The organism is Streptomyces coeruleofuscus (assembly GCF_039532725.1).
GTDB lineage: Bacteria > Actinomycetota > Actinomycetes > Streptomycetales > Streptomycetaceae > Streptomyces > Streptomyces coeruleofuscus.
In genome coordinates this window covers 742,210-768,870 of sequence record NZ_BAAASE010000001.1, presented here as the reverse complement: position 1 = coordinate 768,870, position 26,661 = coordinate 742,210, and the positions used below count along the sequence as shown (strand labels likewise).

Sequence of the window (26,661 nt, the reverse complement as noted above, 5' to 3'; positions counted from 1 at the left end):
GGGGAGGTGGGACGGGAAAGGCCATGCGGGTGATGCCGATTGGGGGGTGCGCTCGGGAGCGTCCTGGCCCCCTTCCCCCCGGGCCGGGGGAAGGGGTGGATCCGAGGGGTGCCGCGAAGGGGATCAGCCGTTGACGGCCGGGATCACCCGTGATCCGTACGCGTCGATCACGGCTTCCTGCGCGTCGTGCATGTCGTAGACGGCGAACTGGTCCACGCCGAGGGCGCGCAGCGCGGTCAGCTTCTCGACGTGCTTCTCGACCGGACCGATCAGGCAGAACCGGTCGACGATCTCGTCGGGCACGAACTGGGTGTCGGGGTTGTCGGCGCGGCCGTGGTGGGAGTAGTCGTAGCCCTCCCGCGCCTTGATGTAGTCGGTGAGTTCGTCGGGGACGGCGGCGGAGTGCTCGCCGTACTTGGACACCAGGTCGGCCACGTGGTTGCCGACCATCCCGCCGAACCACCGGCACTGGTCGCGCGCGTGCGCGAGCGCCTCGGGCGAGTCGTCCTCGGTGACGTAGGCCGGGGCGGCCACGCAGACGGTCACCGCCGAGGGGTCCCGGCCGGCGGCGACGGCCGCGTCCTTCACGGCCTTGACCATGTACTCGGTCAGATACAGGTCGGCCAGCTGGAGGATGAACCCGTCGGCCTCCTCGCCGGCCATCTTCAGGGCCTTGGGGCCGTACGCGGCCATCCACACGGGGAGTTCGGCGCCCGGCCCGATCCACGGGAACCGGACGACCGTGCCGCCGCCGAGGTCGGCCTCCTGGCCGCTGCCGAGGGCCCGGATGACCTTCATGGCCTCGCTGATCCGGGCCAGGGTGTTGGGCTTGCGGCCGGCCACGCGCATCGCCGAGTCGCCGCGGCCGATGCCGCAGACCGTGCGGTTGCCGTACATGTCGTTGAGGGTGGCGAAGGTGGAGGCGGTGACCTCCCAGGTGCGGGTGCCCGGGTTGGTCACCATCGGCCCGACCTTCAGTTTCGTGGTGTTGGCCAGGATCTGGCTGTAGATCACGAACGGCTCCTGCCACAGCACGGCGGAGTCGAAGGTCCAGCCGTAAGAGAATCCGTTCCGTTCCGCGCGTTTCATCAGGCTGATCACCCGCGAGGCCGGCGGGTCGGTCTGCAGGACGAGTCCGAAGTCCATCCGCACCACTCCTAGTTGAGGTACTGACAGGTGGAACGCGGGGTGAAGACGCCGTGCCCGGCGTGCCCGGTGTACTCCCGCTCGGTGATGACTGGCTCGCCGCGCGAGAGGACCGTCTCGACCCGGCCGGTGACGCGTGTGCCCTCGTACGCCGAGTAGTCGACGTTCATGTGGTGCGTCTCGGCCGACATGACCTGCTCGGCGTGCGGGTCGTAGATGACGACGTCGGCGTCGGCGCCCGGCGCGATGGTGCCCTTCTTCGGATAGAGGCCGAACATCCGGGCCGGGGTGGCGCAGGCGATCTCGATCCAGCGGCGGCGGGAGATGTGCCCGTCGAGGACCGCCTGGTGGAGCAGGTCCATACGGTTCTCGACGCCCGGGAGGCCGTTGGGGATCTTGGAGAAGTCTCCGCGGCCGAGTTCCTTCTGGCCGGTGAAGCAGAAGGGGCAGTGGTCGGTGGAGACGACCTGGAGGTCGTTCGTGCGCAGCCCCCGCCACAGCGCGGCCTGGTGCTCCTTCGGCCTGAGCGGGGTGGAACACACGTACTTCGCGCCCTCGAAGTCCGGCTCGGCGAGGTTGTCGGTGGACAGGAACAGGTACTGCGGGCAGGTCTCGCCGAAGACGGGCAGTCCCTCGTCGCGGGCCCGGGCCAGCTCGGCGACCGCCTCCGTCGCCGAGACGTGCACGACGTACAGGGGCGCGCCCGCGACCTGCGCGAGCTTGATGGCGCGGTGGGTGGCCTCGGCCTCCAGCAGGGCCTTGCGGACCTCGCCGTGGTAGCGCGGGTCGGTCTCGCCGCGGGCCAGCGCCTGTTCGACCAGGACGTCGATCGCGATGCCGTTCTCGGCGTGCATCATGATCAGGCCGCCGTTCTCGGCGGAGCGCTGCATGGCGCGCAGGATCTGGCCGTCGTCGCTGTAGAAGACGCCCGGATAGGCCATGAACTGCTTGAAGGAGGTGACACCCTCCTCGATCAGCAGGTCCATCTCCTTGAGCGTCTCCTGGTTCACGTCGGAGACGATCATGTGGAAGCCGTAGTCGACGGCGCAGTTGCCCTCGGCCTTGGCGTGCCAGGCGTCCAGGCCTTCGCGCAGGCTGTGCCCGACGCTCTGCACGGCGAAGTCGATGATCGTGGTCGTGCCGCCCCAGGCTGCGGCGCGGGTGCCGGTCTCGAAGGTGTCGGAGGCGAAGGTGCCGCCGAAGGGCAGCTCCATGTGGGTGTGGGCGTCGACGCCGCCGGGGATGACGTACTTTCCGGTGGCGTCGATCGTCCGCTCTGCTGTGAAGGCCTCGGCGGCGGGGGTGCCGGAGGCTGCGAGGGCGGCGATTCGGCCGTCCTCGATCAGGACGTCGGCGTGGATCTCGTCGGATGCGGTGATGACGAGGCCGCCGCGGATGACTGTACGGCTCATGTCGTGGTCGCTCCTCGCAGTCGGTACGTGCCGGTTCTGTGTGGCTGGTCGCGCAGTTCCCCGCGCACCTGACGTCGCTCCCCTCGCGGGCGTTCTAAGGCGCTGTCAGCGGCCCGTACGCCCCCGGCGCCCGGTCCCTGTAGAACTGCCAGCGGTCGCGGACCTCGCGGAGTTTCGCCATGTCCAGGTCGCGGACGACCAGTTCGGGCTCCTTGTCGCTCGCCACCTCGCCGACGAACTGGGCCTCCGGGTCGACGAAGTACGACGTCCCGTAGAAGTCGTTGTCGCCGTACTCCTCGACTCCGACCCGGTTGATCGCACCGATGAAGTACTCGTTGGCGACGGCCGCCGCCGGCTGCTCCAGCTGCCACAGGTAGGCCGACAGGCCGCGCGAGGTGGCCGAGGGGTTGAAGACGAGCTCGGCGCCCGCGAGGCCGAGCGCCCGCCAGCCCTCGGGGAAGTGGCGGTCGTAGCAGATGTAGACGCCGACCTTGCCGACGGCGGTCTCGAAGATCGGCCAGCCGCTGTTGCCCGGACGGAAGTAGAACTTCTCCCAGAAGCCCCTGACCTGCGGGATGTGCGTCTTGCGGTACTTGCCGAGGTAGGAGCCGTCCGCGTCGATCACGGCGGCGGTGTTGTAGAGGACGCCGGGCTGTTCCTCTTCGTACATCGGCAGGACCAGGACGATGCCCAGTTCCCTGGCGAGGGCCTGGAAGCGGCGGACGATCGGGCCCTCGGGGATCTGCTCGGCGTACTCGTAGAAGGCCGGGTCCTGGACCTGGCAGAAGTACGGTCCGTAGAACAGCTCCTGGAAGCACAGGACTTGAGCACCCTGGGCGGCCGCGTCGCGGGCCGCCTGCTCGTGGACCTGGATCATCGACTCCTTGTCGCCGGTCCAGGCGGTCTGGAAGACGGCGGCGCGGATCACTCGGCTCATCGGGACCTCCGGTCGCTCGGTGTGCCGTGAGCCTAGGAAGCCGGGACGTGCTCTTTGAGTTGCACCGTGTCACGTCTGCGGGCGTGCGGCGTGTCACCGTGTCACTCTGTTGTGAGCCCATGTTTCACCGCCGTTTTCCCAGGTGGTCGGGTGTTTCACTGCTGTTGCGCGTCGTGCGCGAGGAGTGCGATGTGCACCGAGGCGGCCTGCTCGAAGTCGTCCAGGTCCACTCCGAGGCGGACCTGTATGGATTCCAGGCGGCGGTAGAGGGCGGGCCGCGAGACGTGGTGGAGCTGGGCGGTCCGGGACTTGTTGCGGCCGGTGGCGAGGTAGGTGCGCAGCACGGACAGCAGGTCCTCCTCGGTCTCGCACAGCAGCCCGTCCAGCTCCCGCTCGGCGAAGGACTGCACGTGCGGGTCGTCGCGCAGCAGGCGGATCAGGCCGCGCAGGTGGACGTCCCGCAGGCGGACGACCGGCGGGAGGTCCAGGGCGGCGGCGGAATCGGCGACGGCGTCCGCCACGTGCCGGGCCTCGCGCAGTCCGGCGGGGACGTCGTCCCAGGCGACCCGGGGGTCGGCCGCGGCGACGACCGTGCGGGCCCGGCCGGACTCGGTGCGCAGCCGGGCCGCGAAGTGCGCGGCGAGGGCGCCCGCGTCCTGGTCGCGGGGCAGGCTGAGCAGCACGGCGGTGGCTCCGTCGGCCAGTTCGGCGACCAGCCCGGGCAGGCCCAGCAGGCGCAGCAGCCGGTCGAGCCGCGGGGTGTCGCCGTCGCGGACGACCAGCGGCACGAACGTCCGCCGGTTGACCGGCAGCCCGGCCGCGCGCGCCCGGGGCAGCAGTTGCCGTGCCGGTACGACGCCGCTGACCAGGTCGGTGAGCAGGCTCTGCGCGGACTGCTCCTCCCAGGAGCACGCGGCGCCGCCGCCGAGCATGCGGTGCAGGACGAGGGCCTCGGCGGCGCGGTCGGCCAGCAGCCGTCCGGTGGCGGTGTCCCCGCGGTAGCCGCACAGCACGATCCGGCCCCAGCGCTCGCCGCGTCCGCCCAGTTCGGCCCGGATCCAGCCGTCGCCCTCGGTGCCGCCGGCCTGGCGGGCGATGCGCTCCCAGTCGCGCAGCACGTCGTCCACCGCCGGCCGCTCCCCCGCCGTGCCGAGGACCCGGTGGGCGAGGTTGGTGACCACGACCGGGCAGGCGCTGTGCCGGGCGACCTCGTCGAGCAGGCGTTGCAGCGGGGCGCCCGCGGTGATGAGGGCGGTGAGTTCCGTGCGGACGGCCTCGGAGAGGCTGACGGCGGCGAACTTGCGCCGTACGAGCCGTGACTGGACCTCCTCGGTCAGTTCGGCGAAGGGGAAGGGCCGGTGCAGGACGACCATCGGCAGCCCGCACCGCTCGGCCGCCCGGCGCATCACGGCCGGTGCGGCGGGGAAGGCGCGGCCGAGTCCGAGGACGACGGCGGCGGCGTCCGCGCGGTGCAGCGACCGGACGTACTCGGCCTGCTTCTCCTCGTCGCCGGCGAGCAGCACGCCGGTGGTGAGGACCATCTCGCCGCCGCTGAGCATCACGCCGACGTCGGCGGCCTCGGCGACGTGCACCCAGCGCACCGGCCGGTCGAGATGGCTCGCGCCGGCCACCACCTCGGGCTCCCCGGCGAGCACCCGCTCAAGGGTGAGGACCTGGCGGACCGACAGGGCCGGTTCCAGGGGCTCCCAGATGTCCGGGGTGGTGGTCATGGCGGACTTCCCTTGTCTCAGGTCACTGCTACTGGATGCTCCTCAGAGCGTTCTCGAGGATCGCGGCGCCCTCCTCGGCCTCCGCGACGTTGAGGGACAGCGGCGGCGCGACGCGCAGCGAGCTGGTGTTGTGGCCACCGCCCTTGCCGATCAGCAGACCGCCCTCGCGGGCCGCCTCCAGGACGGCCGCCGCGGCCTGCGGGTCGGCCTCGTCGGTCCCCGGCCTGGTGATCTCGATGCCGATCATCAGCCCGCGGCCGCGCACCTCCCGTACGGCCGGCACCTGCGCGGCGGCGGCCCGCAGCCGCTCGATGAGCAGGCCGCCGACGCGCCGGGAGTTGCCCTGGAGGTCGTGTTCCAGCAGGTAGGTGAGGTTGGCGAGGCCCGCCGCCATGGTGATCTGGGTGCCGCCGAAGGTGGAGATGCTGTTGGAGTCCAGGCAGTTCATGATCTCGGAACGGGCGACGACACCGCCGATGGACATGCCGTTGCCGATGCCCTTGGCGAAGGTCATGATGTCGGGCGGCCCGTTCCGCCCGTGGGCCTGCCAGCCCCAGAAGTGCTCGCCGGTGCGGCCCCAGCCGGTCTGCACCTCGTCGGCGATCCACAGGATGCCGCGCTCGTGCAGCACCTCGCGGAAGGCGGCGTACAGCCCGTCCGGCGGTGAGGTGAAGCCGCCGACGCCCTGGATGGGTTCGGCGATCAGCGCGGCCGGCGCGCGGGTGTGCCCGAGCAGGTCCACCAGGTCGTCGACGCAGGCCGCGATGAAGTCGTCGTCGCTGAGGGAGGCGTACGGGCCGCGGGTGCGCACCCCGCCGTGGACGTAGAGCGTCTGGAGCGGGGACAGCGAGGTCGGGGACCAGCTGCGGTTGCCGGTGATGCCCACCGAGCTGAAGGAGCGGCCGTGGTAGCTGTTGCGCATGGCCAGGATCGTGTTGCTGCGCCGGTAGGCCGTGGCCAGCAGCAGGGCGGTGTCGTTCGCTTCGGTCCCGGAGGTGGTGAAGAAGACGCGGGCGTCCGGGATGCCGCTCAACTTGGCCACCCGCTCGGCGAGTTCGACCATCGGCCGGTTGAGGTAGAGGGTCGAGGAGTGGACGATCCGCCCGGCCTGCTCGCTCACCGCCTTGGTCACCTCGGGCAGGGCGTGCGCGGTCATCGTGGTGAGGATGCCGCCGAAGAAGTCGAGGTACCGGTTGCCGTGGGCGTCCCAGACGTGGCGGCCCTCGCCGTGGGTGATCTCGAGCGGGTCCTCGTAGTAGAGGGCGAGCCAGTCGGGGAGCACGGCCCGGTGGCGGCCCAGCAGGTCGTCGGTCACGGCTGCACCAGTCCTTCGTAGGCGTCGGGGCGGCGGTCGCGGTAGAAGGCCCACGTCTGCCGCACTTCTTCGATCAGGTCCAGGTCCAGGTCCCGGATCACGAGCTCCTCCTGGCTGTCGCCGGCGAGGTCTCCCACGAACTGCCCGCGGGGGTCGACGAAGTAGCTCGTCCCGTAGAAGTCGTTGTCGCCGTACTCCTCCTGCCCGACGCGGTTGATCGCGGCGATGTAGTACGCGTTGGCGACGGCCGCCGCCGGCTGCTCCAGCCGCCACAGGTGGGACGACAGGCTCCGGTGGGTGGCTGAGGGGTTGTAGACCAGCTGGGCGCCGGCCAGGCCGAGCTCCCGCCAGCCCTCGGGGAAGTGGCGGTCGTAGCAGATGTAGACGCCGACCTTGCCGGCCGCCGTGTCGAAGACGGGCCAGCCGAGGTTGCCGGGCTTGAAGTAGTACTTCTCGCGGAAACCCTTGAGCTGCGGGATGTGGTGCTTGCGGTACTTGCCGAGGTAGGTGCCGTCGGCGTCGATCACGGCCGCGGTGTTGTAGTAGAAGCCGGGCTGCTCCGCCTCGAACACCGGCGCGACGATCACCATGCCGGTCTCGCGCGCGAGCGCCCGCATGCGCCGTACGGTCGGCCCGTCGGGCACCGGCTCGGCCCAGCGGTAGTGTTCCGGCTCCTCGACCTGACAGAAGTAGGGGCTGTTGAAGACTTCCTGGAAGCCGATGATCTTCGCGCCCCGGCGGGCCGCCTCGCGGGCGTGCTCCTCGTGTTTCGCCACCATGGACTCGGTGTCGCCGGTCCAGGTGGCCTGGACCAGGGCGGCACGTACGACGTTGGCCATGAGCTGCTCCTTCGACGCGACGTCAGCGCCTCTACGCCCGTAGAAGCGGGCCGTAGAGCCACGAACGTAAGCCTCTCGCACGGGCTTGCCAAGACCATCGTCCCCAACCCGCGGCGCCGGGCGCGATTCGCACTCCTGTGGGTGAGTCGCCGGGGGCGCGGCCTCCCCGGTCAGGCGGGGAATCCGGCGACCCGGAGGGCGTGCAGGAGGTCCCAGCGGCGCTCGTCCGACACGCCCCGCGCGGCCTCCAGCAGGAGCGGTACGAGGGTCTGCGGGCCGGGCTCGGCGCTGCGGGCCGCCTCCTCGGGGGTGCGGGCTCTGACGTACGCGTCGAGCAGCGCCCGCACCTCGCGGTGACGCCCCTCGGTGACGAGTCCGAGGACGGCCTGCCCGATCTCGCCCGGGGGCCGGGCGACCCCCTGCCGCAGGATCTGGCGTCCGTCTGCCGTGCGCCCTGCCGCGCCCAGCGCGTCCGCCGCGGCGACCAGCCGCCCGGCGGGCAGCGAGGCGGCCTCCCACAGCAGGGTCTGCCAGTCCGCACCCAGCCCGGCCCGCTCCAGCTCGTGCGCGAGCAGCGGGAACCGGGCCGGGGCCCAGGTCGCGGCCTCGACCAGCAGGGCATGCGCCTCGCCGCTGCGCCCCTCCTTGCGCAGCCGCGCGAGCGCCTCGACGGCTCGCACGACGTCCCTCCGCTCCGCACCGCCGTCGGCCACGGCCCGCGGCTCCGTCCGCTCCTCCCCCACCTCTTCGGCGGCCCCGGCGAACCGCGCACCACGCGGCTTACGGCGGCCGGTCACGGGGGCGGGTTCGGGGAGCAGCGGCACGGCAGCGGGCGGCACGACGACGGGTGCGGCGTCCTCCTCGGCCATCCCGGCGAACCGGGCACTGCCGCGGCGGCGCTTGCGCTGCTTGGGGGTGACGGGCTGGGGGGCCGGGGGCTCGGGGGCGGCGGGCGAGCCCTCAGTGGCGGCTTCCCATGAGGTGTGGCCGGTTTGAGCAGGGCCGCCCTGGAGGGCGTCGGCGGCGTGGCCGACTGCGGCGGCCCGGGAGGCGGCCCCACCTGCCGGATACGCACGGCTCTGGGCCTCGGCCCCGCCGCCCGAAACCCCGAAGACACCGGACGCCCCACCGACCCCGGCTTCCCCAGAGACAGCCCGACCCGCCGCATACTCACCGCCACGGGCATCCGCCCGGCTGCCCGGAGCCGCGAACGCACCGGACGCCCCACCGGACGTCCCTTCCCGGGACGTGGCCCCGCCCGCCGGATGCGCACGGTCCTGGGCCTCGGCCCGGCGTTCCGCCTCCGCGCTCGCGTCCGAATGCCGGGGGTCATAACGACCGGCGGAACCCGTCACGGCTGACGGCGGCTCCTCGCGGTGCCCGGGCGTGGCAGGCGCTCCGGTGTCGTACGGGCCGCCAGGAGCCGATCGCATACGGCCCCGGTCCGATACCGGGCCACCACCCTCATGGCCGCGGGTGCTGTCCGACGCCGGACCATCACCCTCGTACCCACGGCCACCGCCCGACGCCGGACCATCACCCGCATACCCACGGCCACCGCCCGACGCCGGACCATCACCCGCATACCCACGGCCACCGCCGGATACCGGCCAGTCGTCCGTATACGCACGATCCCCTGCCGACCGACCACCATCCGCCGCCACACCGGGACTCGCCCCCGTGCCGGGCCCTGGTCGCGAACTGCCGTCCGCCGCCGTGGAATCACCGCCGTTCGGCCTGCGCCATGCGCCCGACCACGTGCCGTCGTCCTCGGAAGAGCCGCCGCCGCGCGGGCCGCGCCGTCCGCCTGAGGTCGCGTCCTCCGTCGTGCCCGCGTCGCCGGGCAGACCCGCGGCGGCCCCCGGCACGCCGGCACCCCGTCCGTCCCCGGAGCCCCACGCCGAGTGGGACACCTCGCGGCGGTCCAAGTCGGCCATCCGCGCCCGGAGTTCCGCGCAGCGCGCTGTCGCGCGCTCATGGTCGTCGTGGGCCCAGGCGAAATCGAGGCGGAGGGCGTCGGCCTCCTCGCGGGTGGCGGCGGTGGCGAGGAGGCGGATCAGGTCCGCCTGGCGTTCGGCGGCGTATTTCTGCTCGCGGAGCATGACGTCGAGCCGGTCCCGGAGGGCGTCGCGGCCGCCGGGCCCGGCGTCGTACGCGGCGAGCGCGGCGGCGTGCAGGGACCGGGCGCGTTCCGTCTCCGGGCCCGCGCCCCCGGGGCCGTACTGCCCGGCGAGGTCCTGCAACAGCGCCTCGACCACGTCCCAGGGCGGCATCTCACGTCCGTCGAGACAGGCCCGCATGCCCTCGGGGTCACGCTGCCAGAACACCGCACACCAACCCCCGGACGGGTCCAGGCGTGCCAGCAGACCGTCCAGGTAATGCGCGAACTCCCGTACTTCATCCGGGAGCCGATCCGCCGCCATCGCTCAACTCCCGCTAGACCGGAGCACTCCGGTCAGTAGGCAACACCAGTCGTGTTACAGCGGTGCTACGGGGAGTTTTCACACGGGGCGCAGGAGCCTCATCGTCACGTCGTCAGACGGGCACCAGCACGCACTGCCCGGCCAGTTCGTCCATCGACAGCCCGAGCGTGCCCGCCAGCGCGGCCACCGTGAAGAAGGCCGGGGTCGGAGCCCGCCCGGTCTCGATCTTGCGGAGCGTCTCCGGCGAGATGCCCGCTCTCGCGGCGACCTCCGTCATGCTCCGGTCGCCACGCGCCGCACGCAGGAGCCGGCCGAGCCGCTCGCCGCGTTCGCGCTCTTCGGGGGTGAGAGGGGTGCGCACCATGCCCCCATTCTAATACCGGTATAGTAATTGGCATGGTTGAGCTGAAGACCGATACCTCCATCGACGCGATGTACGAGGCGGGCCAAGTCGTCGCCCGCGCCCTGACGGCCGCACAGAAGGCCGCTGACGTGGGCGTCTCCCTGCTGGAGCTGGACGAGGTGGCGCATGACGTGCTGCGCGAGGCGGGAGCGACCTCGCCCTTCCTCGGCTACCGGCCGTCCTTCGCGCCGACCCCCTTCCCCGCCGTCCTCTGCGTCTCGGTCAACGACGCGATCGTGCACGGCATCCCGACCCGCTACCGGCTGCGCGACGGCGACCTGGTCTCCATCGACTTCGGCGCGGAACTGGGCGGCTGGGTCGGCGACTCGGCGCTCAGCTTCGTCGTGGGCACCCCGCGCGAGGCCGACCTGCGCCTGATCGAGACCGCCGAGCGGGCCCTGGAGGCCGGCATCGAGGCCGCCGTCGTCGGCAACCGCATCGGCGACATCGCCCACGCGATCGGCACCGTCTGCCGCGCCGCGGGTTACGGCATCCCCGAGGGTTTCGGCGGCCACGGCATCGGCCGCCGGATGCACGAGGACCCCGGAGTTCCGAACGAGGGCAGGCCGGGGCGTGGGATGCGCCTGAGGCACGGCATGGCGCTGGCGATCGAACCCATGGTCATCGCGGGCGGCATCGACACCTTCCACCCGGCCCCCGACGGCTGGACCCTGATGACGGACGACGGCTCCCGCGCGGCCCACGCGGAGCACACGGTGGCGATCACGGACGCGGGCCCGAGGATCCTGACCGCACGTTGAGATCGTCCTGACCGCACGCTGACGCTGAGATCTGCCAGGCTTACCCGGATAAGCCCCGAAGGTGCCCCTTGTCCACGATCGTGCGAAGGTGTTCTACGAGCGCGCCCCAGGTGTAACCGGCTGCCACCCGGGTTACCCGACCCCGGCACGTCGACCAGCGAGGGCGTCCCCCGCCCGCGCGCCGGGGACGCCGGGAACGGAAGGCCCATGAGCAGCGGCTTCACCAGCCCGGAGGGCTACGGCTCGGATCCCTTCGGAGAATTCCTCGCACGCTTCTTCGGCGGACCGCGTCCGGGTCCCCGGCAGATCGACATCGGCCGGCTGCTCAGCCAGCCGGCCCGGGAGCTCGTCCGCGGCGCCGCCCAGTACGCCGCCGAGCACGGCAGCCGGGACCTCGACACGGAACACCTGCTGCGGGCGGCGCTGGCCACCGAGCCCACCAGGACTCTGCTGACCAAGGCCGGCGCGAACCCCGACTCGCTGGCGTCGCAGATCGACGAGCGGTCGGGCCCGGCCCAGCACACCCCGGACGACGCACCGCCGCCGACCGCGCTCTCCCTCACCCCGGCCGCCAAGCGCGCCCTGCTGGACGCGCACGACATGGCCCGGGCCCGCGGCTACGGCTACATCGGGCCGGAGCACGTGCTCAGCGCCCTGGCCTCGAACCCCGACTCGGCCGCCGGGCACATCCTGAACGCGGCCCGCTTCGCCCCCTCCAACCCGCCCGAGGCACCGGAGGCCCCCAAGGCCGAGCGGCCACGCCCGACGAACACGCCGACCCTCGACAAGTACGGCCGTGACCTCACAGACCTGGCCCGGCAGGGCCGTATCGACCCGGTGATCGGCCGGGACGAGGAGATCGAGCAGACCGTCGAGGTGCTCTCCCGCCGCGGCAAGAACAACCCGGTGCTTATCGGTGACGCGGGCGTCGGCAAGACCGCCATCGTGGAGGGGCTGGCGCAGCGCATCTCCGAGGGCGACGTGCCCGATGTGCTGACCGGGCGCCGCGTGGTCGCCCTGGACCTGACGGGCGTGGTCGCGGGCACCCGTTACCGGGGTGACTTCGAGGAGCGGATGAACAACATCGTCGGCGAGATCCGCGCCCACTCCGAGCAGTTGATCATCTTCATCGACGAGCTGCACACGGTCGTGGGCGCCGGTGCCGGTGGCGGCGACGGCAGCTCCATGGACGCCGGGAACATCCTCAAGCCGGCCCTCGCCCGCGGCGAGCTGCACATCGTGGGCGCCACCACGCTGGAGGAGTACCGCCGGATCGAGAAGGACGCGGCGCTGGCCCGCCGCTTCCAGCCGATCATGGTGCCGGAACCGACCGCGGCGGACGCGATCGAGATCCTGCGCGGCCTCCAGGACCGCTACGAGGCCCACCACCAGGTCCGCTACACGGACGAGGCCCTGGTCGCCGCCGTCGAGCTGTCCGACCGCTACCTCACCGACCGGCGGCTGCCGGACAAGGCGATCGACCTGATCGACCAGGCCGGTGCCAGGGTCCGGCTTCGCGCCCGCACCAAGGGCACCGACGTACGGGGCATGGAGCGGGAGCTGGAGCAGCTGACCCGGGACAAGGACCAGGCGGTCGCGGACGAGCAGTACGAGCAGGCCACCCAGTTGCGCGACCGGATCATGGACCTGAAGCTGCGGATCACCCAGGCGGGCGGCGACCACGAGATCGACGAGGGCCAGGACCTGGTGGTCGAGGCCGAGGCGATCGCCGAGGTGGTGTCCCGGCAGACCGGCATCCCGGTCAGCAGCCTCACCCAGGAGGAGAAGGACCGCCTGCTGCGCTTGGAGGAGCACCTGCACGAGCGGGTGGTCGGCCAGGACGAGGCCGTGCGGGTGGTCTCGGACGCGGTGCTGCGCTCCCGCGCCGGGCTCGCCAGCCCCGACCGGCCGATCGGCAGCTTCCTGTTCCTCGGCCCGACCGGCGTCGGCAAGACGGAGCTGGCCCGGGCGCTCGCCGAGGCCCTGTTCGGCAGCGAGGACCGCATGGTCCGCCTCGACATGAGCGAGTACCAGGAGCGGCACACGGTCAGCCGCCTGGTCGGCGCCCCGCCCGGCTACGTCGGCCACGAGGAGGCCGGCCAGCTCACCGAGGTCGTCCGGCGGCACCCGTACTCGCTGCTCCTGCTGGACGAGGTGGAGAAGGCCCACCCGGACGTCTTCAACATCCTGCTCCAGGTCCTCGACGACGGCCGGCTCACCGACTCCCAGGGCCGCACGGTCGACTTCACCAACACCGTCATCGTGATGACCAGCAACCTCGGCTCCGAGGTGATCACCCGCCGCGGCGCCTCCGTGGGCTTCGCGTCGGGCGGCGCGGACGCGGACGAGGAGGCCCGGCGCGAACAGATCCTGCGCCCCCTGCGCGAGCACTTCCGCCCCGAGTTCCTCAACCGCATCGACGAGATCGTCGTCTTCCGCCAGCTCAGCACGGAACAGCTGCGCCGGATCACCAACCTCCTGCTGGACCGCACCCGTTCCCTCGTACAGAGCAAGGGCATCTCCGTGACCTTCACCGACCGAGCGGTGGAATGGCTGGCCGAGCACGGCTACCAGCCGGAGTACGGCGCCCGCCCGCTGCGCCGCACGATCCAGCGCGAGGTGGACAACGAGTTGTCCCGGCTGTTGCTGGACGGCAGGGTCGCGGAGGGCGGACAGGTGACGGTGGACGTGGAAGACGGCCGCCTGACGTTTCAAACGCAGGTGAGTGCAACGTCCTCATAGGGGCGCGGGGCTGTATCGAAGTGCGGCTCCGCCGCGTGGGCGCGACCAGCCCCCACGCCCCGTCGGACGGCCCTCAACGCACAGACCGCACCACCATCGCCGATCCCCCACCCCGCCGCACAGTCTCGGCCGCGGCCAGCCACTTACCACCCGGCAACCGCTGAACCCCCGTGGCCGCCCCGATCTCCGGGTTGGCCTTGAAGGAGTGCCCGATCGCTTCGAGCTGCTTCCTCACGCCACTGTCGAGACCCGGCTCCAGCTCGGTCTGCGCGGCATTCCGTTGACTGGCCCGCGGCGCCGCGATCGCGTCGACGAGCGGCAACCCCCGGTCGAGGAACCCGGTGAGCGTCTGCAGAACCGTCGTGATGATGGTCGCCCCACCCGGCGACCCCAGCGCCACCACGGGCTTGTCATGCCGGTCGAGAACGATCGTCGGCGACATGGACGATCGCGGCCGCTTCCCCGGCCCCGGCAGGTTCGGGTCGTGCACCGCGGGGTTCGCCGGGGTGAAGGAGAAGTCCGTCAACTCGTTGTTGAGGATGAATCCCCGCCCCGGCACGGTGATCCCGCTGCCACCCGTCTGCTCGATGGTGAGGGTGTAGGCGACGACGTTCCCCCATTTGTCGGCCACCGTCAGGTGCGTCGTGCTGTCCCCCTCGTACGTCGTCGGAGCGGCCGTACCACCGGAGCCGCACGCCTTCGGGTCGCGCGGATCACCCGGCGCCACAGGGCTCGTGAGCACCGCGTTGTCCTTGATCAGGCACTCGCGCGAGTCGGCGAACCGCTGGGACAGCAGTCCCTTCGTCGGTACGTCCTCGAAGGCCGGGTCGCCCACCCAGCGGCCCCGGTCCGCGAAGGCGATCCGGCTGGCCTCGATGTAGCGGTGCAGATACTTGGCCTGGTCGGCCTTCGACAGGTCGGTCCGCTCCAGGATGTTGAGCGCCTCGCCGACCGTCGTACCGCCGGAGGAGGACGGTGCCATGGAGTAGACGCCGAGGCCGCGGTACGAGGACTTGGTGGGTGCCTGGAGCTTGGTGCGGTAGGCGGCCAGGTCCCTCTCGGACAGGTCGCCGGGGCGGGCGTTCCAGCCGGAGGACGGGTCCACGGGGGGTTTGTTGACCGTGTCGACGACGTCCCGGCCGATGTCCCCGCGGTAGAGGGCGCCCACGCCCTTGCGGGCCAGCTCCGCGTAGGTGCGGGCGAGGTCGGGGTTCTTGAAGGTGGAGCCGACGACGGGGAGCCGTCCGCCGGGCAGGAACAGCTCGGCTGTGTCGGGGAAGTAGCGGAAGCGGGTCTCGTTGGACGCCGTCTGCGAGCGGAAGGTCTCGTCGACCGTGAAACCGTCACGGGCGAGCCGCTCGGCCGGCTTCAGGACGCTCGCGAGCCGCTTGCTGCCCCACCGGTCGAGCGCCGTCTGCCAGGTGGCGGGCGTGCCCGGGGTGCCGACGCTCAGGCCGCTGCTGACGGCCTGGGCGAAGGGGACGGGCTTGCCGTTCTCGACGAACAGGTTCTTGTCGGCGGTCAGCGGGGCGGTCTCCCGGCCGTCGATGGTGCGGACCGTACGGGACTTGGCGTCGTAGTAGACGAAGTAGCCGCCTCCGCCGATGCCTGCCGAGTAGGGCTCCGTGACGCCGAGCGCGGCGGCCGTGGCGACGGCCGCGTCGACGGCGTTGCCGCCCTTGCGCAGGACCTCGATCCCGGCCGCGGAGGCGTCCCGGTCGACGCTGGAGACGGCGCCGCCGTAGCCGACTGCCAGGGGCGTTTTCTCACCGCCGGTGCTCTGCGCGGCGGGCGGCGCCGCCCCTCCCACCGACACCACCACGGCGGCAGAAACCGCCAGGATTGTCAGATTCCGTGCGACAGGGCGACGCATCCGCACCTCCAGTCAAAGGCCGTTCGCGCAGCTTAATTCATCGCCATGGCCGCGTCAGGGATGCCTCGAACACCGGTGCGTCGAGCCCGCTACCATGCGCGCCCATGAATGACGACGTGCGCAACATCGTCCTGGGCGTGGTCGCGGCGGGTATCAGCGCCGCGCTCGGCTGGGTGGCCCGCACCTACCTGTGGAAGCGCAAGCTCCGCCGGAAGCAGGCCTTCTTCGGACTGCCCGACAACTCGGAATCGCTGCTGGTGGTGAACCGGGGCGCCGCGGGGCCCGAGTTCGCCGTGATGCGCTACGACGTGTTCGCACTGCTCGAACTCGCCGCGCTGATCAAGGACTGCAACGCCCACGCCCAGATCCTGCCGCACGACACGGCACGTCAGGGCTTCGGTGAGCGCACCGAGTTCTGCGTGGGCGGACCTGCGTCCAACCGCCGCATGGCGGCCCACCTGTCCTCTCTGCTTCCCGGTGTGCGGGTGAACGTCGACGCCGAACCGAGCCCGGACCGGGGCTCGTTCCTCATCGGCTCCGAGCGCTACCGCGTGGAGAACGGCAGGGAGGAGTACGCGCTGCTCGCCCGGCTCACCGCCGAGCGGAGCCCGCACACCCGTCCCGTCTTCCTCTTCTGCGGCCAGACGTCGATCACCAACCAGGCCACCACCCGCTATCTCGCCCGCAACCACGAGCGGCTGTCCCGCAAGCACGGCAACAACTCGTTCGTACTGCTGCTGAAGGTGATCAACTCGCAGGCGTACGGGCCGGACGTCGTCGAACTGGTGGAGGACGTGACGCGCGCGGCACAGACGCCGCTCCCGGCCCCGGCTCCACGCAACAGCCACCGGGCCTCCTGAAGTCCTCCACTTCTCAACAATCGTTACTGGCACGTAACTTACCGACGGGTTACCACTGGTAAGGGGGCGAGGTTACCGTTCGGTCACTTTGCACTGACACGAGTGAGGAGTGACCCGTGGGACTCCACCGCAAGGCCCTGCGCACCACCGCCGTAGGCGCCGTCTCGGCGACCCTGGTCGCCGGCACAGCCCTCGGAATCGCCCCCACCGCCCAGGCGGCGCCGAACCCCATCCGGTTCGTCGACATCACCGGCGACGGCGGCACCGTCCTGAAGGCCAACGTCGTCACCCCGGCCGGCGCCGACGGAACGCACCGCTACCCGCTGCTCGTCATGCCCACGAGCTGGGGTCTGCCCCAGGTGGAGTATCTGGCCCAGGCCCAGAAGCTCGCCGACTCCGGGTACGTCGTCGTCACCTACAACGTGCGCGGCTTCTGGCAGTCGGGCGGCGAGATAGAAGTCGCGGGCCCGCCCGACGTGGCCGACGCCTCGAAGGTCATCGACTGGGCGCTCGCCAACACTCCCTCGGACGCCGGGCACATCGGCATGGCGGGCGTCTCCTACGGCGCCGGCATCAGCCTGCTCACCGCCGCGCACGACAAGCGAATCCGCGCGGTCGCCTCGCTGAGCGGCTGGGCCGATCTGATCGGCTCGATCTACTCCGGGCGCACCCAGCACGTCCAGGCCGCCGCCCTGCTGGACGGCGCGAGCGTGGTGACGGGCCGGCAGAGCGCCGAACTCCGGCAGACCTTCGACGACTTCTACGCCTCCAACCTGGCGAAGGAGCCGGAGCTCATCGCCTGGGGGAAGAAACGTTCCGCTGCGACCTACGTCGACCAGATCAACAAGAACGGCGCGGCGGTCATGCTCGCCAACGCCTGGGGCGACACCGTCTTCCCGCCCAACCAGTACGCCGACTTCTACGAGAAGCTGACCGGCCCGAAGCGGCTGGAGATGCGGCCCGGAGACCACGCCACCGCCGAGCTGACCGGCCTGTTCGGGCTGCCCAACGACGTGTGGAAGGACACCGAGCGCTGGTTCGACCACCACCTCAGGGGCGAGGACAACGGCATCGACCGCGAACAGCCCGTCCAGCTCAAGTCCCGCTCCACGGGCGGCTACGAGGGCTACCCCGACTGGAAGTCGGTCGCCGCGACGAACCGGAAGATCGACCTCGCGGGCACGACCACGATCCGCACCAACGTGAACTCGGGGGCCGACGGCGGCGTCGTCTTCCTGTCCAGCATCCTCGACCAGGTGGCCCAGCTTCCCCCGGTCGCCTCCATTCCGCTGCTCCCCCGCCGCTGGGCCGCCGTGTGGCAGTCGGAGAAGTACGCCACGGCCCAACAGGTCCGCGGAACGGCGAAACTGCACACGACCCTCACCCCGACCAAGGAGAGCGGCACCCTCGTCGCCCACCTGTACGACGTGGGGCCGCTCGGCCTCGGCAAGCTGGTCTCCCACGCGCCGTACACCTTCCACGGGCGCACCCCCGGAAAGCCGTTCGGCGTCGACCTGGAGCTGTTCTCCACGGCCTACGACGTCCCGGCCGGGCACCGCCTCGCCCTGGTCGTCGACACGGTCGACCCGCTCTACATCGAGCACAACCCGTCCGGCGCGCAGCTGACCTTCTCCTCGCCGGCGAACGACCCGTCGTACGTGTCGGTTCCGCTGCGCGAGCAGTGATCTCCGGCTGCTGCCGGACGGGCCTGGCCGATGTGAACCGCCGCCCCCGTGGCCTACAGGGCCGTGGGGGCCGCACCCGGCGGGAGTGGCCCGCGGAGCGGGCGGGCGGTCTGCTCACCCCGGGCGGGATCGGCGGAATTCGGCGAAGTCCCCCTCTCCGACAGGGATGAAGGGCACATCGTAGTCGAGGTCCGACGCGATGAGCCGTCCGGAGCCCCGCCGTTCAGTGCTTGAGGATCTTGGAGAGGAAGTCCTTGGCGCGGTCGCTGGTGGGGTTGGTGAAGAACTCGTCGGGGGTGCGGTCCTCGACGATCCGGCCGTCGGCCATGAAGACGACGCGGTTGGCGGCCGACCGGGCGAAGCCCATCTCGTGCGTGACGACGATCATGGTCATGCCGTCGCGGGCCAGTTGCTTCATGACCTCCAGCACCTCGTTGATCATCTCCGGGTCGAGGGCCGAGGTCGGCTCGTCGAAGAGCATCGCCTTGGGCTCCATGGCCAGGGCGCGGGCGATGGCCACGCGCTGCTGCTGGCCGCCGGAGAGCTGCGCCGGGTACTTGTCCGCCTGGTCGGCGACACCGACCCGGTCGAGCAGTTCGCGGGAGCGCTTGTCGGCGTCCTCCTTCTTGCGCCCGCGCACCTTGACCTGCCCCAGGGAGAGGTTCTGCAGGACGGTCTTGTGGGCGAAGAGGTTGAACGCCTGGAAGACCATCCCGACGTCGGCGCGCAGCCGCGCGAGGGGCTTGCCCTCCTCCGGCAGCGGCTGCCCGTCGAGGATGATCTGTCCGGACTCGATGGTCTCCAGACGGTTGATCGCCCGGCACAGGGTGGACTTTCCCGACCCCGACGGGCCGATGACCACGACCACCTCCCCCCTGCCGACGGTGAGGTTGATGTCCTGGAGGACATGCAGCTCCCCGAAGTGCTTGTTGACGTCACGCAGCTCGATCAGCGGATCGACGGCCATGCTCAGCCCTACTCACTCTCAGCTGTGTGGTGGTTGCCGCAACGTATCCAGGCAAGATCGGACTTGAACGGCGACACGCACTTTTCGATCATTAGCCGTATTTACGGCGGACTTTGGGCCAAAGGTTCTGAGGCTCAGCGGTTCTGAGGATCAAGGGTTCTGAAGACCAGTCTCACGCCTCCGCGACTTCCGCGTACAGCTGGGACAGCTCGGGCACGCCGTTCGCGGCCCATTCGTGACCGGAGTCCACGACGTCGAACTCCCGGCCGGAGGCGAGCCGCACGACGGGCTGCCCGTCGGACCGGATCTCCCAGGCCGCTCCGGGCACGGTGAGCACGATGACCGTGCCCAGGTAGAGCCCGGCGTCGTTGCCGAGCCAGGTCAGGGTCTCCTCGTCGTCCCGCCAGAGTGGCACGAGCTGGTCCAGCGCCTCCAGCGAGGCCGCCGAGTCGTCCAGCCGGACACCCGCCCGGGACGCCTGGGAGCGGAGCAGTTCACACTCGGCAAGGAGTTCCGCGATGCCTGCCGGATCGGGAACCCCGAGCTTCCGGCGCCGGTTGCCCAGGAAAGGGATGTTCATACGTCCAGCGTGTCATTCGTACCGCCGTACGCACCACAGGCGCGCGGGCTCGCCGGTACCTGACAAGTTCACGCCGAGTTCGTGCAGGGCTCGTTGACGTGCCTCTGCCGTCTCCCTAGTTTCACCGTGCGTCGTGGCTCGTCCGTCCCGGCTTTTGTCGTGTCTTCTGTTCCGTCCCTGCGTTTCGTCTTGTTGCGTCGTGTGTCGATGAGCGGGAGGAGTCGGCCGTGCGCCGATGTGTCCGGGGGATCCTGATCGTCCTGGCCCTGTGCGGGGTCCTGGTGCCGGCGGTGCCTGCGCAGGCCGTCGAGGAGCGGCGGGCCGCGCCGGTGCCGCTTGAGCGGCTGTTCGACAACGTCGCCGTCAGCGACGACGGACGGCCCGCGCAGGCCGACTTCGACGGCGCCGGTGCCTCCCTGTCGGCGCGGGACCTCGCGGCCGCGGGCTGGACGCCCGGCCGCGGCCTCACCGTCCAGGGGGCCCGGCTGACCTGGCCGCGGCGGCAGCCCGGCGAGCCGGACAACGTCCGCGCGGCCGGCCAGGACGTACGCGTCACGGGGCGCGGGGACGCCCTCGCCTTCCTGGTGGCGGGCACCTCCGGCACCGAGGTGGGCGGCCCGGGCGTGATCACGTACGCGGACGGCACCCGCTCCGGGTACCGGCTGACCGCGCCCGACTGGCGCACCGGGCCGCTCGCCACGAAGGCGGTGGCCCTGCCGCACATCAACACGCCCGGCGGGCAACTCGCCGAGCGGGCCCGCCTGTACGTCGTGACGGTGCCGCTGGCGCCGGGGCGCCCGGTCGCCTCCGTCCGGCTGCCGCGCGCGTCCGGACTGCACGTCTTCGCGGTGTCGGTCCGCACCGCGACGCGGGGCTGGACGGGCAGCTGGACGACGTCCACGTCCGGCTACACCGCCGTGGGGCCCTGGACGGACCGGACGCTGCGCCTCGTGGTGCACACGTCGGCCGGCGGGCCCCGGGTGCGGGTGCGGTTCGACAACACCTTCGCGGCGGCGCCGGTACGGATCGGCAGCGCGACGGTCGCCGTGCAGGAGTCGGGCGCGGCGGCGCGGGGGACGCCGGTGCCGCTGTCCTTCGGCGGCGCGGGGGACGTGGAGATCCCGGCCGGGGCCCAGGCGTACAGCGACCCTCTGGGCTTCGCCGTCCCGGCGGACGCCAACCTGCTGGTGAGCTTCCACCTGCCCGGCACGGTGGCGGTGGCGCCCGTGCACCGGCTGGCGCAGCAGCGGTCGTACGTCAGCGGGCCGGGCGACCACGCGGCGGACGGCTCCGCGGACGCGTACACATCGGTGATCACCAGTTGGCCGCTGCTCGCGGGGGTCGACGTGAGCGGCGGGCCCGGGTCCGTGGTGCTGCTCGGGGACTCCATCACCGACGGCGACAAGTCCACGGTGGACGCGAACCGGCGGTGGCCGGACGTGCTGGCCGGCCGGCTGCTGAGGCAGACCACGGTCCCGCGCTACGGCGTACTGAACCAGGGCATCTCGGGCAACCGCGTGGTCACCGACCGGTATCCCGGCGACGGCGTGTCCACGGACGCGGCCGGGGTGAGCGCCCTGCACCGGTTCGACCGGGACGTCCTCGCCCAGCCGTCCGCGCGGACGGCGGTCGCCTTCGAAGGCGTCAACGACGTGCGCTGGGGCACGTCGGCGGAGCAGGTGATCGCGGGGCTGCGGGAGCTGGCGGCACGCGGGCACGCCCGGGGCGTCAGGATGCTCGCGGCGACGATCCTGCCGTGCGAGGGCGAGGCGCGGTGCACGGCCGCCGTCGACGCCGAGCGGATCGCGGTGAACGAGTGGATCCGGGACGGCGGGGTCTTCGACGGTGTGCTCGACTTCGACGCGGTGGTCCGGGATCCGCAGCGGCCGTCCCGGATGCTGCCCGCGTACGACAGTGGGGACCATCTGCATCCGGGCGACGCGGGGCTGGCGGCCCTGGCGGACTCGGTGGACCTGCGGCTGCTCTAGCGAGTGACGTGTGGGACAGGTCGCAGGCGGTTCCTAGGGCCTGTTGTTTGGATCAGACCGCAGGTAACTGACGGTGCTGGTCGATGCCGGTGAGCGGGGTCTGGTGCGTGCAGCCGCAAGGCGGAGGAGGGCGTCGATGCGGAGCATCGGCAACCGACGTCAACGCGGCAGATGTGCGTGCCAGACCCCGCGTCTGCGGCGTGATCCAAACGACAGGCCCTAGACGTCGAGGTCCACCACGACCGGCGCGTGGTCCGACGCGCCCTTGCCCTTGCGCTCCTCGCGGTCCACGTACGCGTCCTTGACGGCCTTCGTGAACGGCTGGTTGGCGTACACCAGGTCGATGCGCATGCCGCGGTTCTTCGGGAAGCAGAGCTGGCGGTAGTCCCAGTACGTGAACGGGTGCTCGTACTTGAGGGGCCGCGGGACCACGTCGGACAGGCCGGTCTCCCGCAGGGAGGCGAGGGCGGCGCGCTCGGCCGGGGTGACGTGCGTGGAGCCCTCGAAGGCCGCGCGGTCGTGGACGTCGTCGTCCGTCGGTGCCACGTTGTAGTCGCCCATCACCGCGAAGGGGCGGCTGCCGGACGCGTCTCCGGCGACGGCGGCCTTGAGGGCCTCGAACCACTGGAGCTTGTAGGCGTAGTGGGGGTGGTCCACCTCACGGCCGTTCGGCACGTAGACCGACCAGACGCGGAGCGGGCCGCACGTCGCCGAGATGGCACGGGGCTCCACCGAGCCTTCGAAACCGGGGTCGCCGGGCAGGCCCTTGACGACGTCCTCGATGCCGACGCGGGAGAGCACCGCCACGCCGTTCCACCGGCCGGTCGCGTGGACCGCCGCCTCGTAGCCCAGCTCGCGCAGCTGCTCCGTCGGGAACTGGTCCTCGGCGACCTTGGCCTCCTGGAGGCACAGCACGTCCGTGCCGCTGCTCTCCAGCCAGGCGAGGAGCCTCGGCAGGCGGGCGGTGATCGAGTTCACGTTCCAGGTCGCGATGCGCATGTCCCACAACCTACCCGGCGGGTCTGACAACGCGGCCCGGTCCCCTGGAGCCTCAGACCTCGGCGGAGTCTCCAGATGTCAGCCGCAGGTGCTCCGAGCCCCCGAGCTGCCCGATCTGGCGGTCGTAGATGGGGCGCGCCAGGTCGGTGAGCAGGGCGTCGTGGATGTCGTAGGCGCGCTGGGGCCTGACCTCGCGGACGTAGTCGATCACCTCGGAGATCTTGCTCCACGGGGCCATCACCGGGAGCATCAGCGTCTCGACCCGGTGGCCGGGGACGGTGAGGGCGTCGCCGGGGTGGAAGACCTTGCCGCCGTCGACGAGGAAGCCGACGTTGGTGATCCGCGGGATGTCCGGGTGGATCACCGCGTGGAGCTCGCCGTGGACCTGGACCTCGAAGCCGGCGGCGGTGAAGGTGTCGCCGTGGCCGACGGTGTGCACGCGGCCGGGGAACGCCGAGGAGATCTTCTCGGCGACGGACTTCAGGGTCCAGATCCGCGCGGCCGGGTTGTCCTCCATCGCGGCGCGCAGCCGGAACTCGTCGAAGTGGTCGGGGTGCTCGTGGGTGACGAGGATCGCGTCCGCGCCGAGCGCGGCGTCCTCCTCGCTGAACCCGCCGGGGTCGAGGACGAGGGTGCGGCCGTCCTTCTCGAGGCGGACGCAGGAGTGCGACTTCTTCGTGAGCTTCATGATTCCATCCTGCCTCCGCGCTCCCCCGCGGTCTCACTCACTCCTGGGGCGTGGTCTCCTCGCGGATGACCTGCTGGGCGACCTTGAACGCGCTGTTCGCCGCCGGGACGCCGCAGTAGACGGCCGCCTGGAGCAGCACCTCCTTGATCTCGCCCGGGGTGAGGCCGTTGCGCAGCGCCGCTCTGGTGTGGAAGGCCAGCTCGTCCAGGTGGCCGCCGGCGACCAGGGCGGTGAGGGTGACGCAGCTGCGGGTGCGGCGGTCGAGGCCGGGGCGGTCCCAGACCTCGCCCCAGGCGTAGCGGGTGATGAACTCCTGGAAGTCCCCGGAGAACTCGTCGGCCTGCGCCAGCGCCCGGTCGACGTGCGCGTCGCCCAGCACTTCGCGGCGGACCTTGAGCCCGGCGTCGTAGGGGTCGGGCCGTCCCTGGGGCTGCTGCGGTACGACCGGGGCGATCTCGGCGACGGGCCCGGTCTGGAGTGGCTGGGAGGGGGCGGCGGACAGGACCGGCTTGACGGCGGCCGCGGGCAGGGCGGTCTGGCCGGTGGAGGTCTCGAAGGCGGGCTGCCAGGCGGTGGAGAAGTGCCGCACCAGGAGGTCGGTGACGGCCGCGGGCTGCTCCACCGGAACCAGGTGGGAGGCGCCGGGGACGACGGCGAGGCGGGCGTCCGGGATGCCGGCGACCAGGGTGCGGGCTTCGGCGGGGCCGGTGACCTGGTCGTCCGATCCGACGAGGACCAGCGTCGGCACGCCCACCCGTCCGAGCTCGGCCCGGACGTCGAACGAGGCGAGCGCCTCGCAGGCGGCGATGTAGCAGCCGGGGTCGGTGGTGCGCACCATCTGCACGGCCCACTCGGTGATCGCGGGCTGCGCGGCGGCGAACCCGCCGGTGAACCAGCGGTCGGGGGCCGTGCGGGCGATGGGATCGAGCCCGTTCGTCCGGACGATCACCCCTCTCTGCCGGAACTCGTCGGCCGTGCCGAAGCGCGGCGAGGCCGCGATCAGCGCGAGGGAGGCGAGCCGCTCAGGGTGGCGCAGGGCCAGCTCGATGCCGACGGCGCCGCCGAGGGCGCAGCCCGCGTAGCCGAAGCGCTGCACGCCCAGCGCTTCGAGGGTGGTCAGCAGCCGTGTGGTGAGGTCCGTGACCGAGCCCGCCGGGTACGCGGGAGCGCCGCCGTGTCCCGGCATGTCGAACCGGAAGACGCGCCACTGCTTGATCAGCTCGGGGATCTGGCGGTCCCACATGTGCCACGTGGTACCCAGGGAGGGACCCAGGATCAGGACGGGAGCCTCTTCTGGCCCGTCAAAGCGGTATTGCAGGGTGTTCGACGGTGTCTCACTCACGCCTCAGACCCTCTCACGTATCACGAGGCCCCTATGACGGGGGTTACGACTGCACAGGTCTGACCAGGTGGAAGACCTCCCTGGCCACGTAGCGCTTGAGGCCTTGGACTGTCTCGCGCCGGGTTTGCCCTCATTGCTGCGGCGTTCGTAGTAGTCCTGGGTACGCGGGTCGACGCGCAGGCGGGTCTGCACGGCCCGGTGCAGGGCCGCGTTCGCTTGCCGGTCGCCGCCCCGGTTCAGGCGACGGTACTGCCGACTGACACCATCACCGAGCGCGGCTGGCCGCCGCTGATCTGGACCAGGGCGGACAGATACCGGTTCTGCACCGACCCGGCCCAGGTCGAGCAGTACATGCGCAGCGCGGTACGCGAAAAGCCCGGGGAGATCCGTCGGCTGATGACCGGCACCGTCGCCCCGCAACTGGCCGCCGCGCCCAAGGTCAGGTGGATCGGCTATGCCAGCACGATGCTGAACACGATCGAGACGAACCTCGACATGCTCGACACCTCCGAGCACTGACCTTCCCCCTTCCCCTCTTTGCCGGGGCGGGGCCGCGCAGCGGGCCCTGATCGAACCGCTGTTGCCGGTTCCGACCTGCGAGACCTCGACCGGCGGTCGGCCGGAGAAGCACCCGCGCCGCGAGATCGTCGACGCAATCCGCTACGTCGTCGACACGGGCTGCAAGTGGAGCGCGCTCCCGCGGGCTTTCCCGCCGTGGCGCACGGTTTACGGGTTCATGGACCGCTGGGCGGCTTCCGGGGTGGTCGGGCGGATCCGCGACCAGCTCCGCAAGCAAGCGAAGAACACCGGTCACCATCTCTGCCCTCGAACGAGGAAGCCGCCGCGATGACACCCTGACCCACGCCTACCGCGAATGGCTTCGAGCCGCTTGAGGAGCAATAGGAGCGTCATCGTCCCCGGGCCGCCGCTTCGCTCGTCTCCCGGATAGGCCATACTCCACCTCCCCCAACCGCTGGCGCAGGCGTTCCCCCCGCCAGGGCAGGGGGGACGGCACACACGGAACGCGCGGCGTCCAGCGGCTCTGCATGCCGGCCACCATGCAGGCGAAGCCGGGTGCCCTGCAAACCGGCAAACCGCGTCATTCCGAAGAGACGCGAAACTCGAATTCGGGACGGTCCCACAGCACGGCGGGCGGGTTCGCGAGCGCGGTCCCGGTCCGCACTGCGCCGACGCGGTGGTAGAAGTCCTCGGCGGGAACATGCGACACGACCTTGACACGGTCGAGCCCGGCGGCACGGGCCTCGGACTGCATGTGCGCGACGAGCAGCGACCCAATACCCCGTCCTTGCGCTTCGTCGGCGACGAACAGCAGGTCGAGCTCCGGTGGGGCGAGAACGAGCGAGTAGAACCCGAGGACCCGGCCTCCACGCTCGTCGCCGTCGACGGCCACAAAGGCGCGGTGGGCCTCGATGTAATCAGGCCCGACCCGGTAGCCCGCGACTGCGGCTGCGTACTGACCAGCGTAGGCGCCTGAGCCACGCACGAGCCGCGTGAGCCGTTTGGCATCCCGCGCAACGGCCCTCCGAATCGTGATCGGCTGGCTGATCGGGGAAGTGCGTGAACTCATCGGGAGAGTCTTTCGCACCGGGGGCGTGCCGTCATGCGGCGGGTCGGCTGCTCGGGCAGGGTTCCTGCACCGCCCCCGGGAACCGCCTGCCCAGGCCCCGATCGACCAAGTCACTGCCGCCGCATCGGCCGCCCGCCGACAGCAGCTGGGACGCCCGAACCGCTGCGGAGGAGCCGGAGAACGGGGTGGTCAACCGCTGCCTCCCCTGGGTCTGCCGCAGCGAGGGCCAGCCTGTGCAGGACGACCAGCCCTGTCAGGACGGACCCCAGCGGGGCCCCGCGTCCGGTCCCGCATCGGCGAGACAGGTGGCGATGGCCTGGAACGCCGTCCGCCACACCTCGTCCTTGTCCCGCTCGACCCAGTGAGGCCGAGGGGTCTTCAGC

Annotated in this window: 21 protein-coding genes and 2 pseudogenes; 7 read left to right on the top strand and 16 right to left on the bottom strand. The window is 71.4% G+C overall.

What is annotated here, in order from left to right; translation table 11 throughout:
- Positions 1 to 123: 123 nt before the first annotated feature.
- The 8 genes from ABFX81_RS03310 to ABFX81_RS03275 form a co-directional block, all read right to left on the bottom strand.
- Positions 124 to 1,146 carry a TIGR03842 family LLM class F420-dependent oxidoreductase gene (locus tag ABFX81_RS03310; RefSeq protein ID WP_346137602.1) on the bottom strand — a complete coding sequence of 341 codons (1,023 nt, stop codon included), beginning with the start codon at positions 1,144 to 1,146 and terminating at the stop codon, positions 124 to 126.
- 11 nt (positions 1,147 to 1,157) lie between these two features.
- Positions 1,158 to 2,558 (bottom strand): dihydropyrimidinase, encoded by a 1,401-nt coding sequence (gene hydA, locus ABFX81_RS03305; protein ID WP_086855139.1) that lies wholly within the window; start codon positions 2,556 to 2,558, stop codon positions 1,158 to 1,160.
- A gap of 94 nt (positions 2,559 to 2,652) precedes the next feature.
- A complete protein-coding gene (locus ABFX81_RS03300) occupies positions 2,653 to 3,495 on the bottom strand; it encodes a nitrilase-related carbon-nitrogen hydrolase (protein WP_086855138.1) in 843 nt (280 codons plus the stop codon).
- A 155-nt stretch (positions 3,496 to 3,650) separates the two neighbouring features.
- The gene (locus ABFX81_RS03295; RefSeq protein ID WP_086855137.1) at positions 3,651 to 5,225 is read right to left on the bottom strand and encodes a PucR family transcriptional regulator ligand-binding domain-containing protein; all 1,575 of its coding nucleotides are present in this window, start codon (positions 5,223 to 5,225) and stop codon (positions 3,651 to 3,653) included.
- Between the two features lie 28 nt (positions 5,226 to 5,253).
- On the bottom strand, positions 5,254 to 6,540 hold the full coding sequence (locus tag ABFX81_RS03290) for an aminotransferase class III-fold pyridoxal phosphate-dependent enzyme (protein ID WP_086855136.1): 1,287 nt from the start codon (positions 6,538 to 6,540) through the stop codon (positions 5,254 to 5,256).
- Positions 6,537 to 7,379: a nitrilase-related carbon-nitrogen hydrolase gene (locus ABFX81_RS03285; RefSeq protein WP_086855135.1), complete on the bottom strand. Its 843-nt coding sequence runs from the start codon at positions 7,377 to 7,379 to the stop codon at positions 6,537 to 6,539. Before ABFX81_RS03285 ends, ABFX81_RS03290 begins: the two co-directional genes overlap by 4 nt.
- A 170-nt stretch (positions 7,380 to 7,549) precedes the next feature.
- Positions 7,550 to 9,802 carry a hypothetical protein gene (locus ABFX81_RS03280; RefSeq protein ID WP_346137601.1) on the bottom strand — a complete coding sequence of 751 codons (2,253 nt, stop codon included), beginning with the start codon at positions 9,800 to 9,802 and terminating at the stop codon, positions 7,550 to 7,552.
- 112 nt (positions 9,803 to 9,914) lie between these two features.
- On the bottom strand, positions 9,915 to 10,166 hold the full coding sequence (locus tag ABFX81_RS03275; protein WP_086854951.1) for a helix-turn-helix domain-containing protein: 252 nt from the start codon (positions 10,164 to 10,166) through the stop codon (positions 9,915 to 9,917).
- A gap of 32 nt (positions 10,167 to 10,198) precedes the next feature.
- On the opposite strand from ABFX81_RS03275, the gene map reads away from it, so the two are divergent.
- Together map and ABFX81_RS03265 are read left to right on the top strand one after the other, a co-directional pair.
- Positions 10,199 to 10,966: a type I methionyl aminopeptidase gene (gene map / locus ABFX81_RS03270; RefSeq protein ID WP_086854950.1), complete on the top strand. Its 768-nt coding sequence runs from the start codon at positions 10,199 to 10,201 to the stop codon at positions 10,964 to 10,966.
- Between the two features lie 207 nt (positions 10,967 to 11,173).
- A complete protein-coding gene (locus tag ABFX81_RS03265; protein WP_086854949.1) occupies positions 11,174 to 13,708 on the top strand; it encodes an AAA family ATPase in 2,535 nt (844 codons plus the stop codon).
- Positions 13,709 to 13,781: 73 nt separating this feature from the next.
- Here the strand turns inward: ABFX81_RS03265 and ggt are convergent, their stop codons facing one another.
- Complete coding sequence (gene ggt / locus ABFX81_RS03260) at positions 13,782 to 15,581, bottom strand: gamma-glutamyltransferase (RefSeq protein ID WP_086854948.1); 1,800 nt, start codon at positions 15,579 to 15,581, stop codon at positions 13,782 to 13,784.
- A gap of 104 nt (positions 15,582 to 15,685) precedes the next feature.
- Here ggt and ABFX81_RS03255 point away from each other — a divergent pair, with 104 nt between their 5' ends.
- Entirely contained in the window at positions 15,686 to 16,441 is a 756-nt protein-coding gene (locus ABFX81_RS03255; protein WP_086854947.1) for a hypothetical protein, read from the top strand.
- Between the two features lie 116 nt (positions 16,442 to 16,557).
- Positions 16,558 to 18,126, top strand: coding sequence for an alpha/beta fold hydrolase (locus ABFX81_RS03250; protein WP_086854946.1), 1,569 nt, complete (start codon positions 16,558 to 16,560; stop codon positions 18,124 to 18,126).
- A gap of 223 nt (positions 18,127 to 18,349) precedes the next feature.
- Here the strand turns inward: ABFX81_RS03250 and ABFX81_RS03245 are convergent, their stop codons facing one another.
- Positions 18,350 to 19,093, bottom strand: a complete 744-nt coding sequence (locus ABFX81_RS03245; RefSeq protein ID WP_086599465.1) for an amino acid ABC transporter ATP-binding protein — start codon at positions 19,091 to 19,093, stop codon at positions 18,350 to 18,352.
- A gap of 172 nt (positions 19,094 to 19,265) precedes the next feature.
- Positions 19,266 to 19,673, bottom strand: a complete 408-nt coding sequence (locus ABFX81_RS03240; protein ID WP_086854945.1) for a DUF6278 family protein — start codon at positions 19,671 to 19,673, stop codon at positions 19,266 to 19,268.
- A 227-nt stretch (positions 19,674 to 19,900) separates the two neighbouring features.
- On the opposite strand from ABFX81_RS03240, the gene ABFX81_RS03235 reads away from it, so the two are divergent.
- On the top strand, positions 19,901 to 21,661 hold the full coding sequence (locus tag ABFX81_RS03235; protein WP_346137600.1) for an SGNH/GDSL hydrolase family protein: 1,761 nt from the start codon (positions 19,901 to 19,903) through the stop codon (positions 21,659 to 21,661).
- 219 nt (positions 21,662 to 21,880) lie between these two features.
- Here the strand turns inward: ABFX81_RS03235 and ABFX81_RS03230 are convergent, their stop codons facing one another.
- The 4 genes and pseudogenes from ABFX81_RS03230 to ABFX81_RS42150 all read right to left on the bottom strand — a co-directional run.
- Positions 21,881 to 22,660: an exodeoxyribonuclease III gene (locus ABFX81_RS03230; RefSeq protein ID WP_086853825.1), complete on the bottom strand. Its 780-nt coding sequence runs from the start codon at positions 22,658 to 22,660 to the stop codon at positions 21,881 to 21,883.
- Positions 22,661 to 22,712: 52 nt separating this feature from the next.
- Positions 22,713 to 23,348 (bottom strand): MBL fold metallo-hydrolase, encoded by a 636-nt coding sequence (locus tag ABFX81_RS03225; RefSeq protein WP_086853823.1) that lies wholly within the window; start codon positions 23,346 to 23,348, stop codon positions 22,713 to 22,715.
- A 37-nt stretch (positions 23,349 to 23,385) separates the two neighbouring features.
- On the bottom strand, positions 23,386 to 24,690 hold the full coding sequence (gene pcaDC / locus ABFX81_RS03220; RefSeq protein WP_086853821.1) for a bifunctional 3-oxoadipate enol-lactonase/4-carboxymuconolactone decarboxylase PcaDC: 1,305 nt from the start codon (positions 24,688 to 24,690) through the stop codon (positions 23,386 to 23,388).
- Between the two features lie 43 nt (positions 24,691 to 24,733).
- Positions 24,734 to 24,948: pseudogene (locus tag ABFX81_RS42150) on the bottom strand (transposase); the annotation flags it as partial.
- Here ABFX81_RS42150 and ABFX81_RS03215 point away from each other — a divergent pair.
- Positions 24,907 to 25,209, top strand: a complete 303-nt coding sequence (locus ABFX81_RS03215) for a hypothetical protein (protein ID WP_346137599.1) — start codon at positions 24,907 to 24,909, stop codon at positions 25,207 to 25,209. The pseudogene ABFX81_RS42150 and the gene ABFX81_RS03215 sit on opposite strands and share 42 nt — an antisense overlap.
- A gap of 46 nt (positions 25,210 to 25,255) precedes the next feature.
- Positions 25,256 to 25,492 (top strand): annotated as a pseudogene (locus ABFX81_RS03210) (transposase); the annotation flags it as partial.
- A 297-nt stretch (positions 25,493 to 25,789) separates the two neighbouring features.
- Here the strand turns inward: ABFX81_RS03210 and ABFX81_RS03205 are convergent.
- Positions 25,790 to 26,278, bottom strand: coding sequence for a GNAT family N-acetyltransferase (locus ABFX81_RS03205; RefSeq protein ID WP_346137598.1), 489 nt, complete (start codon positions 26,276 to 26,278; stop codon positions 25,790 to 25,792).
- Positions 26,279 to 26,661: the final 383 nt, after the last annotated feature.

Excerpts from the sequence above, each read along its gene's own strand:
- ABFX81_RS03310 (WP_346137602.1), bottom strand. The coding sequence starts at position 1,146 with ATGGACTTCGGACTCGTCCTGCAGACCGACCCGCCGGCCTCGCGGGTG.
- hydA (WP_086855139.1), bottom strand. The coding sequence starts at position 2,558 with ATGAGCCGTACAGTCATCCGCGGCGGCCTCGTCATCACCGCATCCGAC.
- ABFX81_RS03300 (WP_086855138.1), bottom strand. The coding sequence starts at position 3,495 with ATGAGCCGAGTGATCCGCGCCGCCGTCTTCCAGACCGCCTGGACCGGC.
- ABFX81_RS03295 (WP_086855137.1), bottom strand. The coding sequence starts at position 5,225 with ATGACCACCACCCCGGACATCTGGGAGCCCCTGGAACCGGCCCTGTCG.
- ABFX81_RS03285 (WP_086855135.1), bottom strand. The coding sequence starts at position 7,379 with ATGGCCAACGTCGTACGTGCCGCCCTGGTCCAGGCCACCTGGACCGGC.
- ABFX81_RS03280 (WP_346137601.1), bottom strand. The coding sequence starts at position 9,802 with ATGGCGGCGGATCGGCTCCCGGATGAAGTACGGGAGTTCGCGCATTAC.
- ABFX81_RS03275 (WP_086854951.1), bottom strand. The coding sequence starts at position 10,166 with ATGGTGCGCACCCCTCTCACCCCCGAAGAGCGCGAACGCGGCGAGCGG.
- map (WP_086854950.1), top strand. The coding sequence starts at position 10,199 with ATGGTTGAGCTGAAGACCGATACCTCCATCGACGCGATGTACGAGGCG.
- ABFX81_RS03265 (WP_086854949.1), top strand. The coding sequence starts at position 11,174 with ATGAGCAGCGGCTTCACCAGCCCGGAGGGCTACGGCTCGGATCCCTTC.
- ggt (WP_086854948.1), bottom strand. The coding sequence starts at position 15,581 with ATGCGTCGCCCTGTCGCACGGAATCTGACAATCCTGGCGGTTTCTGCC.
- ABFX81_RS03255 (WP_086854947.1), top strand. The coding sequence starts at position 15,686 with ATGAATGACGACGTGCGCAACATCGTCCTGGGCGTGGTCGCGGCGGGT.
- ABFX81_RS03245 (WP_086599465.1), bottom strand. The coding sequence starts at position 19,093 with ATGGCCGTCGATCCGCTGATCGAGCTGCGTGACGTCAACAAGCACTTC.
- ABFX81_RS03240 (WP_086854945.1), bottom strand. The coding sequence starts at position 19,673 with ATGAACATCCCTTTCCTGGGCAACCGGCGCCGGAAGCTCGGGGTTCCC.
- ABFX81_RS03230 (WP_086853825.1), bottom strand. The coding sequence starts at position 22,660 with ATGCGCATCGCGACCTGGAACGTGAACTCGATCACCGCCCGCCTGCCG.
- ABFX81_RS03225 (WP_086853823.1), bottom strand. The coding sequence starts at position 23,348 with ATGAAGCTCACGAAGAAGTCGCACTCCTGCGTCCGCCTCGAGAAGGAC.
- ABFX81_RS03205 (WP_346137598.1), bottom strand. The coding sequence starts at position 26,278 with ATGAGTTCACGCACTTCCCCGATCAGCCAGCCGATCACGATTCGGAGG.